Raw genomic sequence first — 10,132 nt, 5'->3', positions numbered from 1 at the left:
CGCGGCTCAGCTCGGCGCCGGCTCCTTGGCGAGCCGGCGCCGGCGCACCGCCTGGCGGAACCACATCGCGTCGGGCATCCGGGCGAGGAAGGTGCCGAGGATGATCGTGAGCAGCACGTAGTCCGTCGCGAGCGAGGCGAGCGCCGGCGTCACCCCGGCGGTCACCGCGAGCCCCGCGATCACGATCGAGAACTCCCCGCGCGGGATGAGGCTGAAGCCCGCCCGCCACTGGCCGAGCGCGGCGACGCCCGCCCGCCGCGCGGCGAACGCCCCGGTGGCGACCTTCGTCGCCGAGGTGACGACGACGAGCACGAGGGCGGGCACGAGCATCGACAGCAGGTTCGACGAGTCGGTGGTGAGCCCGAAGAACACGAAGAACGTCGCCGCGAACAGATCGCGCAGCGGCGTGAGCACCTGGCTCGCGGCCGCCGCGACCCGGCCCGAGAGGGCGATGCCCACGAGGAACGCGCCGACCGCGGCCGACACCGAGACCTCCTGCGCGACGCCCGCGACGAGCATGGTCAGCCCGAGCACGCCGAGCAGCAGCGGTTCGGCGTGGTCGGCCGGGAAGAGCTTGGAGACGATGTTGCCGTGGCGCAGCGCGATGTAGAGGATGACGACCACGACCGTCACCGCGATCGCGACGGCGATGGCGCCCTGCCAGAGGCTCACCCCGATGACGATCGCCGAGAGCACCGGCAGGTAGAACGCCATCGCCAGGTCCTCGAGCACGAGCACGCCGAGCAGCGCCGGCGTCTCGCGGTTCGAGAGGCGGCCGAGGTCGCGCAGCAGCTTCGCGATGACGCCGGAGGAGGACACCCAGGTCACCCCGGCGAGGGCGACCGCGGCGATGGGGCCCCAGCCGAGCAGCAGGGCGAGCGCGGCGCCGGGCAGGGCGTTCAGCAGGCCGTCGACGATGCCCGCCGCGCGTGCGGACTTCAGGCTCTCGAACAGCTCGCCGGCGGTGTACTCGAGGCCGAGCAGCGCGAGCAGCAGGATGACGCCGATCTCGGAGCCGGTCTGCAGGAACTCGATGCTGGCGTCGAAGGGCACGATGCCGCCCTGGCCGAAGGCGAGGCCGAGCAGCAGGTAGAACGGGATCGGCGAGAGGCCGATGCGCAGGGCCAGGCGCCCGAGCAGACTCATGCCGAGAAGCAGCGCGCCGACTTCGATCAGGAGCAGCGTGGTCTCGTGCATACGGGGCGCGGACTCAGTCTGGTCCGTTGGCGAGCAGCCGCGAGACGCCGTCGAGGCCCTCGCGGGTGCCGACGGCGACGATCACGTCGCCGGCCCGCAGCGATTCGGCCGGGGTGGGCGAGGGGATGACCTGGCCGTCGCGCACGATCGCCACGATGGAGGCGTGCGTGCGGGTGCGGGCTTTGGTGTCGCCCAGGGTGCGGTTCAGGAACGGCGAGTCCGTGGGCAGGGCGATCTGCTCGGTGTAGAGGCCGGCCGTCTCGTCGGACAGGCTCGTCAGCCGGGAGAGCATGACCGAGGCGCCGAGGACGTCGGCGAGCGCCGCCGCCTCCTCGTCGTTCAGCGGCACGGAGTTGCGGCAGGCGTCGGGGTCGTCCTCGTCGAAGACGCCGAGATCGCGCTCGCCGTCGCGGTGCGAGACGACGCTGATGCGACGACCGTGCTCGGTCACGAGATCGTGCCGGACCCCGATGCCCGGCAGGTCGACCTTCTCGATGCGAATTCCCACGTGCGACATCGTACTCCCGCCGGAGGGGTGCTCCGGCAGCCGCGGCCGAGTCGCCCGGGCCGCGCTCGCGGCGTCAGCCGCGCGGCGTCGCGCGGGTGGTCATGACGAGCACGGGCGTGCCCGCGTCGTCGCCGAGTTCGAACTGCACGTCGAGGTCGCCGAGCGCCCCCGTCGATGCGGCGTGCGTGCCGCCGCAGGGGATGCGCGCCGTGGCATCCGGAAGCTCGCAGACCCAGGAGCGCCGGTCGGTGAGCGTCGGGCCCTCGGCCTCGACGCGGACCGCGGCATCCGCCGCGACCCACTCGGCGAGCGTCGCCCGGACCTCCGCGGCGAGCGCGGGGAGGGCGGCCTCGTCGAGCGAGGCGGTGTCGAAGCCGGCGCGGCGCAGCGACTTGTTCAGCCGGTAGCGGTCGACCGAGCCGTCAGCCTCGATGCGCGAGCTCTGGATGGCCGTGCCGTCGAAGTCGGGGGCGCCGAGCGCGTCCCGCCGGGGTTCCTTGGACCAGCGCCCGGCGAGCGCCCGGTTCAGCGCGAGCGAGGCGAGATGACAGGCGGTGTGGCCGACGCTGAGCGCGGCGCGCAGCTCGGGGTCGGCGGCGATCCCGACCTCGTCGCCCTCGGCCGGGGCGCCGGCGGCGTCGACGAGGTGCGCGACGACGAAGGTCCAGCCCTCGGTGCCCTTGCGCACCGGGACGGCGTCGCCGAGGTGCAGCTCGGCGCCGTCCGTCGCCGCCACGACGGCGTCGGCGATCGGCAGTTCCCGGCCGCTCGTGCGGAGCACGCCCCGGTCGGCGGGCTGGTCGGGCCAGGCGGCGTCGACGGGGTGGAAGCAGGTGGTGTCGGTCACGACGGCGACGAGGCCGTCGGCGGCGGGGGCGACGTGCAGCACCGTCGCGGTGCTCGTCAAGGCCCCGGCCGGGTAGTCGACGCGGGTCGGCGTGCCGGGCAGCGTCATCGGCGGCTCAGACGCCGTCGCGACGGCCGAGCAGGTTCATCGGGATCGCCATCGCGAGCGACACGCAGATGATGCCCGCGAAGAAGACGATCGCCTCGACGCCCGCGAGGTGCGGCGCGGTGCCCATGAGCCACATGCCGAACACGAACAGGCCCATGGCGATGAGGAAAGCGACGACGTTCACAACGACCTCCAGAGTGCGAGTGCGGGCGGATGCCGCCTCCTCCAGTCTAGCCAGGCGTCCGCCGGCGCCGCGGCCGGGCCCTGCCGCGCCGACCGCCCGCTCAGTCCTCGGCCGGGCCGAGCAGGGCGTTCGCGACGGTGCCGTGCGCGGACTCGTCGTCGGAGGGGTGGAAGAGGCCGGCGAGCACGTCGCGGTACAGCCGGCCGAGCTCGTTGCCGGCGAAGTAGCTCGAGCCGCCGGCCACCCGCACCGCCTGGTCGACGACCTGCTTCGCCGTCTCGGTGGCGCGCACCTTCGCCCCGGAGAGCTTCGGGTACCACTGCGCACCGTGGTCGACGAGCTCGTCGACGTCCCGGGCGAGCGAGCGCAGCTGCGGCTCGATGGCGTCGTGCGCGATCGCGGCGTCGGCGATGCGCCAGCGGATGTCGGGATCGCTCGAGAGCGGCCGGCCGCCGTGCTTCATCGAGGTGCGGCGGCGCGCCGCGGCCACCGCGAGCGCGATCGCCCGGCCGCCGATGCCCGTATAGACCGCCGAGAGCAGCAGCTCGAAGTTCGCGAAGATGCCGAAGACGAAGGGGTCGGCGTTGGGTCCGGGGTCGAGTCGGCGCACGATCCGGTCGGGGGCGGCGTACGCGCCGTCGAGCACCGTGGTGCGGCTCTGGCTGGCCCGCATGCCGAGCGTGTTCCAGTCGTCGAGGATCTTGACGTCGGGGTCCTCGCGGTCGATGAACGCGTAGACGAGCTTCGGCGCGTCCGCGGACGCGGAGTCGAGCCCCATGGTGCCGAGGCGGGTCCACGCGGGCGACAGCGAGGTGAAGATCTTGCGCCCGGTGAAGCGGTACCCGCCGTCGGGCTGCGGGTCGGCCTCCGAGCGCGAGCCGAAGAGCATCAGGTCGTTGCCGGCCTCGCTGATGCCGAAGCCGAACAGCTCGCCCTCGCCCGCCTCGCGGAGGAGGAAGTCGAGCGTGTCGTCGCCGCGGTCGTGCAGCACCTTCGCGACGCCCGTCCAGACGAGGTGCATGTTGACCGCGAGCGCCGTCGCCGGGGCGGCGCCGCCGAGGCGCATCTGCCCCAGCACCGCGTCCTCGAGGCTCCAGCCGAGCCCGCCGAACTCGACGGGAACGAGGGCGCGCAGGTAGCCGAGCTCCTGCAGCTCCTCGAGGTCCTCGGTGAAGAATCCGTTGTCGCGGTCGTAGCCGGCCGCGCGCTCGCGGATGCGGTCGAGCAGGGTGTCATCGAGCAGCGTCTCAGGGCCCACACCCGAAGCCTACGCCTCCCGGTCGCCGCGACGCCTGGTCGCGAGCAGCACGATCCCGACGACCAGGCCGCCGAGCACGACGAGGACGCCGAGCCACGGCAGTGCCACGCCGAGGGCGACGAGGGCCGCCCCGGTGAAGGCGACGAGCGACTCCCAGCCGACGACGAGCCCCGACCAGAAGTCCCCAGGGCCGGCGCTCGGCGCGACGCCCTCGGTGACGAGCTCGAGGCTCACCGTGGCGTAGTCGATCTGATCGACGAGCAGCTCGCGCTGCGTGGTGAGGCCGTCGAGCTCCGCCTGCCTGGTGGTGAGCTCGGACTCGATCGCGATGAGGTCGCCGGTCGTCGCGGCGCTCGCGAGGAGCTGCTGCAGGCGCTCGACCGAGGCGGTGAGGGCCTCGATCCTCGCCTCGAGGTCCTGCCGCTCGACCGTGACGTCCGAGGCGTCCAGCGACACCTGGTCGACGCGCCCGAGCTCGCGGAGCGCGGCGACGGTACCGTCGAGCTCGTCGGCCGGGATCCGGAGCACGAGCGAGGCGCGCGCCGGCTGGGTCTCGGTGCCCGGGGTCTCGGAGCGGTGGTCGACCCGGCCGCCGGCGCGCTCGACGAGGGCCGAGGCATCCGCCGCCGTGGCGACCGGGTCCTCGACGGTGAGCTGCAGCCAGCCGGTCGTCACCACGCTGCGCTCGCTCGTGCCGTCGGCGTCCTGGGCGGCGTCCGCGCCCGCCGACTCGTCGGCGAGGGGAGCGCCGGGGGCGGCCGGCATCGCGGGGGAGGAGGCGCCCCCGCCCTGGGCGGTGCAGCCGGCGAGGAGCAGGGCGGCGAACGCCGCCGCGGCGAGGGCCGCGAGGGGCCGTACGAGTCGCGTCGTCGTGGTCATGGCCACACGCTAGGGCGGGCGGCGAGGGCCGTGGCTGACCGGGCGCTGGGAGTCCGGTCACGATCGGGTTGCCGTCTGCTGGGAGTCCGTCGGCGGCCACAACCGGGGCCGCCGCTCGCTCGTCGGGTCGGGCCCGCCGTCAGTCGTCGTCGGGGTCGCGACCCGTGCGCTCGCCCGACTCGAGGCCGGCGATCGCGGCGAGGTCCTGCGCGTCGAGCGCGAAGTCGAAGACGTCGAGGTTCTCCCGGATCCGCTCGGGCGAGGACGCCTTCGGGATCACGACGTTGCCGAGCTGCACGTGCCAGCGCAGCACGATCTGCGCCGGGGTACGCCCGTGCTTCGCGGCGATGCCCGCCAGCACCGGGTCGCCGAGCACGCGGCCCCGCGCGAGCGGCGACCACGCCTCGGTCAGGATGCCGTGCGCGCCGTCGTACGCTCGGAGCTCCGCCTGCGGCAGCCAGGGGTGCAGCTCGACCTGGTTCACCACCGGGGCCACGCCGGTCTCGCCGATGATCCGCTCGATGTGGTGCGCGTGGAAGTTCGCGACGCCGATGGAGCGCACCCGCCCCTCGTCGCGGAGCCGCACGAGCGCACGCCAGCTGTCGACGTAGCGGTCGGTCGAGGGCACCGGCCAGTGGATGAGGTACAGCTCGAGGCGCTCGAGGCCGAAGCGCGCCATCGAGGCGTCGAAGGCGCGGAGCGTCTCGTCGTAGCCGTTGTCGTCCTTCCAGACCTTGCTCGTGACGAAGAGCTCCTCGCGGGCGACGGGCGCCTCGCGCACCGCGCGGCCGGCCTCCGCCTCGTTCGCGTAGAAGGCGGCGGTGTCGAGGTGGCGGTAGCCGGCGTCGATCGCGGCGAGGGCGAGCCGGGCGGCGTCCTCGGCAGGCACCTTGTAGAGGCCGAAGCCGAGCTGCGGGATCTCGGCGCCGTCGGCCAGGGGCAGCAGGGGCGAGCGGTGATCGGACATGCGGTCCTCCTCGTCAGCTGGGGGTGATCGGCACCGGCTCGGTGTCGGGCATCGGGCTCGCGTCGCGGCCGCGGAGGTCGGGGTGCCAGCGTTTCGCGAGCGCCGGCACGAGCGTGCCGAGGAAGGCGAGCGCCGCGGCGGCCCAGAACGCGCCCTGGGCGCCGTTGCCGTCGATGAGGAAGCCGGCGAGCGCCGAGCCGAGGGCGGCGCCGATGAGCTGGCCGGTGCCGACCCAGCCGTAGGCCTCGGCGGTGTCGGAGAACTTCACGCTCGCCGAGACGATCGCGAAGAGCACGGCGAGCGCGGGGGCGATGCCGATGCCGGCGACGAAGAGGGTGCCGGCGAGCCACCAGAAGTCCATCGCCGCGGCGGCGAGCGCGGTGCCGGCGAACACGATGAACATGCGCCGGGCGGTCGACCACGGGCTGATCGGCGCGTGCCCGAGGAAGAGTCCGCCCGCGAGGCTGCCGATCGAGAAGATGGCGAGCACGATGCCCGCCTCCGGGCCGCCGTGGCCGAAGACGGCGACGACGCCCGCTTCGATGGCGGCGCACGCCCCCACGAGGAGGAACCCGACGACGGTCGCGAGCAGCACGGGCGGACGGGCGAGCACGACGCCGAAGCGGCGCTTCGAACGCGGGATGCGCACCCGGCCGAGCTCGGGGGAGGAGATGAACCAGGCGCCGCCGACGACCATGAGGGCGGCCGCGAGCAGGATGCCCCAGATGGTGCCGATCTGCGTGGAGACGAAGGTCGTCACGACGGGGCCGACGACCCAGATGATCTCCTGCGCCGAGGCGTCCAGGGAGAAGAGCGGGGTGAGCTGGCGGGAGTTCACCATCTTCGGGTAGATGGTGCGCACCGCGGGCTGGACGGGCGGGGTGGCGAGGCCGGCGAGCAGGCCGATGCCGAGGTAGAGGGGCATGACCGGCGGGATGACGCCGATGGCGACGATCGCGGCGACGCAGATGGTGAGGGTGGTGATGAGCACGGGGCGCATGCCGAAGCGCCCCATCATGCGGCTCGTGAGCGGGCCCGCGACGGCCTGGCCGATCGAGGTCGCGGCGAGCACGAGGCCGGCGGAGCCGTAGGAGCCGGTCTGCTGCTCGACGTGCAGGAGGAAAGCGAGCGAGAGCATGCCGGAGGGGAACCGGGCCGTCAGCTGGGCCGCGATGATGCGGGCGACGCCCCTGGTCTTCAGCAGTTCCGAGTAGCTCCCCACAGTTGGACCACTCTATCGAGCGCGACCCCTGAGGGAAGCCGCCACGAGATGGGTGAATCGCTGCGTCGATTTCGCAGCGGGCGCTGGAATCCTGCGTTCGAGCGCTGGATCACGGCGTATTCGGTCGTGAGTTCGGGTCGGCGCGATCGGGCGGGCTATGCTCGGGCCACGGCGACGGAGCCTTGGAGATTACGCTACGTCGTCGTACGTGTCCCCAATCACTTCGTGACGACAGAGGTCCCATCATGCACACCCGACGTCTGCTCCTCCCGGCCGCCATCGCCTCGGCCGCCGCGCTGCTGTTCACCGGCTGCGTCGACAACAGCACCCCGCCGAGCGCCGCACCCAGCGACGACACCGGCGCCTCCATCGCGGTCGACGAGGCCGCGGTCGCGCTCCTCCCCGAGGAGATCAAGAGCGCCGGCGAGCTCGTCGTCGGCACCGACGCCGCCTACCCGCCCAACGAGTACAAGGACGCCGACGGCAACCCCATCGGCTGGGACGTCGACCTCGTCGACGCGCTCGGCGCCAAGCTCGGCCTCAAGATCACGTACGAGATCGCGAGCTTCGACAAGATCATCCCGTCGATCACCGGCGGCACCATGGACCTCGGCATGTCCTCCTTCACCGACAACGCCGAGCGCCAGAAGCAGGTCGACTTCGTCGACTACTACAGCGCGGGCATCCTGTGGGCCGCGCCCAAGGGCAAGACCGTCGACCCCGACAATGCCTGCGGCCTGAAGGTCGCCGTGCAGGCCACGACATACGAGCACACCGACGAGCTCCCGGCGAAGAGCCAGGCCTGCGTCGACGCCGGCAAGCCCGCGATCGAGATCACGCCGTTCGACACCCAGGAGGCCGCGGCCAACGCCGTCGTCCTCGGCCAGGCCGACGCGATGAGCGCGGACTCGCCCGTGACCGGCTACGCGATCGCTCAGACCGACGGCAAGCTCGAGCAGGCGGGCGAGGTCTTCGACTCGGCGCCCTACGGCTTCCCGGTGAAGAAGGGCTCGGAGCTCGCGAAGGCCGTGCAGGCCGCGATGCAGTCGCTGATCGACGACGGCACCTACGGCGACATCCTCGCCGAGTGGGGCGTCGAGTCCGGCGCCGTCGACACGATCGACATCAACGCGGGCAAGTAGGCATGAGCGACTCGTCAGCCGGCCGGGCGGCATCGCCCGCGCCGGCGGTCGGGGCGCCCGCCCCGTCCAGCGGCCCCGAGAAGGTCGTGAAGCTCCGGCATCCCTGGCGCATCGTCGTCGCGGTGCTGCTGCTCGCCGCGGTCGCGGTCTTCGTGATCGACGCCGCGCAGCGCGAGGCCTTCGACTGGGCCTCCGTCGGCAAGTACGTCTTCGACAAGCGCGTCACCCAGGCCGCGGGCTTCACCCTGCTGCTGACCGTCCTCTCGATGATCATCGGCGTCGTGCTCGGCATCATCCTCGCGGTGATGCGGCAGTCGCCGAACCCCGTGCTGAAGTCGGTCGCGTGGGTGTACCTGTGGATCTTCCGCGGCACCCCGGTCTACGTCCAGCTCGTCTTCTGGGGCCTGCTCGCGACGATCTACTCCTCGATCGACCTCGGCGTGCCGTTCATGGAGCCGTGGGTGTCGTTCCCGACCAAGCTGCTCTTCAACGCCTTCTGGCTGACGGTCATCGGCCTCGGCCTGAACGAGTCGGCCTACATGGCCGAGATCGTGCGCGCGGGACTGCTCTCGGTGGACCCGGGGCAGCATGAGGCCGCGACGGCGCTCGGCATGGGCTGGGGCAAGACGATGCGGCGCGTCGTGCTGCCGCAGGCGATGCGGGTCATCATCCCGCCGACCGGCAACGAGGTCATCTCGATGCTGAAGACGACGTCGCTGGCCACCGCCGTGCCGTTCACGCTCGAGCTGTACACCCGAACCAGGGACATCTCGGTCGAGATCTTTAACCCGATCCCGCTGCTCATCGTCGCCTCGATCTGGTACCTCGCCATCACCTCGGTGCTGATGGTCGGCCAGTTCTTCCTCGAGAAGCGCTTCGCCCGCGGCGTGGGCGCGCGGCCCGACGCGGGTCCGGGCCCGGTGACGGCGTCCATGTCGGCCGTCGAGCTCGACGAGACCGCGGCGGCCGACGCCGCCATCGCCGCCAAGCACGGAGGAGACGCACGATGAGCGAGCAGACGACGGCGCCCGCTGGCGCCCCCGCCGCCGGCGACGCCTCGGTGCCGATGGTGCGCGCCGAGCACGTGTCGAAGAGCTTCGGATCGAACGAGGTCCTGAAGGACATCTCGCTCGAGGTGAAGCGCGGCGAGGTGCTCTGCCTGGTCGGGCCGTCCGGCTCGGGCAAGTCGACCTTCCTGCGCTGCATCAACCACCTCGAGCAGGTCAGCTCCGGGCGGCTCGCGGTCGACGGGCAGCTCGTCGGCTACCGCGAGGCGGGCGGCCGGCTGCACGAGATGCATCCGAAGGAGATCTCGAAGCAGCGCCGCGATATCGGCATGGTCTTCCAGCGCTTCAACCTGTTCCCGCACATGACGGCGCTCGAGAACGTCATGGAGGCGCCGACGCAGGTGAAGGGCCTCTCGAAGGCCAAGGCGAAGGCGCGGGCGCTGGAGCTCCTCGCCCGGGTCGGGCTCGCCGAACGTGCCGACTACTACCCGGCGCACCTCTCGGGCGGGCAGCAGCAGCGCGTCGCGATCGCCCGCGCGCTCGCGATGGACCCGAAGCTGATGCTGTTCGACGAGCCGACCTCCGCGCTCGACCCCGAGCTCGTCGGCGAGGTGCTCGACGTCATGAAGGAACTCGCGAAGACCGGCATGACCATGGTCGTCGTGACGCACGAGATGGGCTTCGCGCGCGAGGTCGCCGACACCCTCGTCTTCATGGACGGCGGCGTGGTCGTCGAGACCGGCGTCCCGCGCGAGGTGCTCGCCAACCCGCAGCACCAGCGCACCAAGGCCTTCCTCTCGAAGGTCCTCTAGC

The 10,132-nt window shown here is 72.4% G+C and carries 11 protein-coding genes; 3 read left to right on the top strand and 8 right to left on the bottom strand.

Translation table 11 applies throughout. The features are described from left to right. Window positions 1-6: 6 nt before the first annotated feature. From MTP13_RS18165 to MTP13_RS18130, 8 genes are all read right to left on the bottom strand, one after another. Window positions 7-1,197 (bottom strand): cation:proton antiporter, encoded by a 1,191-nt coding sequence (locus MTP13_RS18165; protein WP_189085916.1) that lies wholly within the window; start codon window positions 1,195-1,197, stop codon window positions 7-9. A 13-nt stretch (window positions 1,198-1,210) separates the two neighbouring features. Further along, entirely contained in the window at window positions 1,211-1,705 is a 495-nt protein-coding gene (locus MTP13_RS18160) for a cation:proton antiporter regulatory subunit (protein WP_189085917.1), read from the bottom strand. Between the two features lie 73 nt (window positions 1,706-1,778). Beyond that, entirely contained in the window at window positions 1,779-2,660 is an 882-nt protein-coding gene (locus MTP13_RS18155) for an alanyl-tRNA editing protein (protein ID WP_243569033.1), read from the bottom strand. Between the two features lie 7 nt (window positions 2,661-2,667). After that, window positions 2,668-2,844, bottom strand: coding sequence for a hypothetical protein (locus MTP13_RS18150; protein ID WP_189085919.1), 177 nt, complete (start codon window positions 2,842-2,844; stop codon window positions 2,668-2,670). Between the two features lie 100 nt (window positions 2,845-2,944). After that, complete coding sequence (locus tag MTP13_RS18145; protein WP_243569032.1) at window positions 2,945-4,102, bottom strand: acyl-CoA dehydrogenase family protein; 1,158 nt, start codon at window positions 4,100-4,102, stop codon at window positions 2,945-2,947. Window positions 4,103-4,111: 9 nt separating this feature from the next. Then, on the bottom strand, window positions 4,112-4,981 hold the full coding sequence (locus MTP13_RS18140; RefSeq protein ID WP_243569031.1) for a DUF4349 domain-containing protein: 870 nt from the start codon (window positions 4,979-4,981) through the stop codon (window positions 4,112-4,114). Between the two features lie 139 nt (window positions 4,982-5,120). After that, window positions 5,121-5,948, bottom strand: coding sequence for an aldo/keto reductase (locus tag MTP13_RS18135; protein WP_243569030.1), 828 nt, complete (start codon window positions 5,946-5,948; stop codon window positions 5,121-5,123). A gap of 13 nt (window positions 5,949-5,961) precedes the next feature. Further along, entirely contained in the window at window positions 5,962-7,170 is a 1,209-nt protein-coding gene (locus MTP13_RS18130) for an MFS transporter (RefSeq protein WP_243569029.1), read from the bottom strand. Window positions 7,171-7,415: 245 nt separating this feature from the next. Between MTP13_RS18130 and MTP13_RS18125 the strand changes: the two genes are divergently transcribed. Genes MTP13_RS18125 through MTP13_RS18115 form a run of 3 tightly spaced genes read left to right on the top strand, consistent with a single transcriptional unit; the run spans window position 7,416 to window position 10,131 of the window. Beyond that, the gene (locus MTP13_RS18125; RefSeq protein ID WP_243569028.1) at window positions 7,416-8,312 is read left to right on the top strand and encodes an ABC transporter substrate-binding protein; all 897 of its coding nucleotides are present in this window, start codon (window positions 7,416-7,418) and stop codon (window positions 8,310-8,312) included. A 2-nt stretch (window positions 8,313-8,314) separates the two neighbouring features. Beyond that, window positions 8,315-9,322, top strand: a complete 1,008-nt coding sequence (locus tag MTP13_RS18120) for an amino acid ABC transporter permease (protein WP_243569027.1) — start codon at window positions 8,315-8,317, stop codon at window positions 9,320-9,322. Then, window positions 9,319-10,131 (top strand): amino acid ABC transporter ATP-binding protein, encoded by an 813-nt coding sequence (locus tag MTP13_RS18115; protein ID WP_424221790.1) that lies wholly within the window; start codon window positions 9,319-9,321, stop codon window positions 10,129-10,131. Before MTP13_RS18120 ends, MTP13_RS18115 begins: the two co-directional genes overlap by 4 nt. Window position 10,132 lies beyond the last annotated feature (1 nt).

It is taken from the genome of Agromyces soli (assembly GCF_022811605.1).
Lineage (GTDB): Bacteria > Actinomycetota > Actinomycetes > Actinomycetales > Microbacteriaceae > Agromyces > Agromyces soli.
Note: the sequence above shows the minus strand (reverse complement) of the source record. Positions and strands in the feature narration are given on the sequence as shown.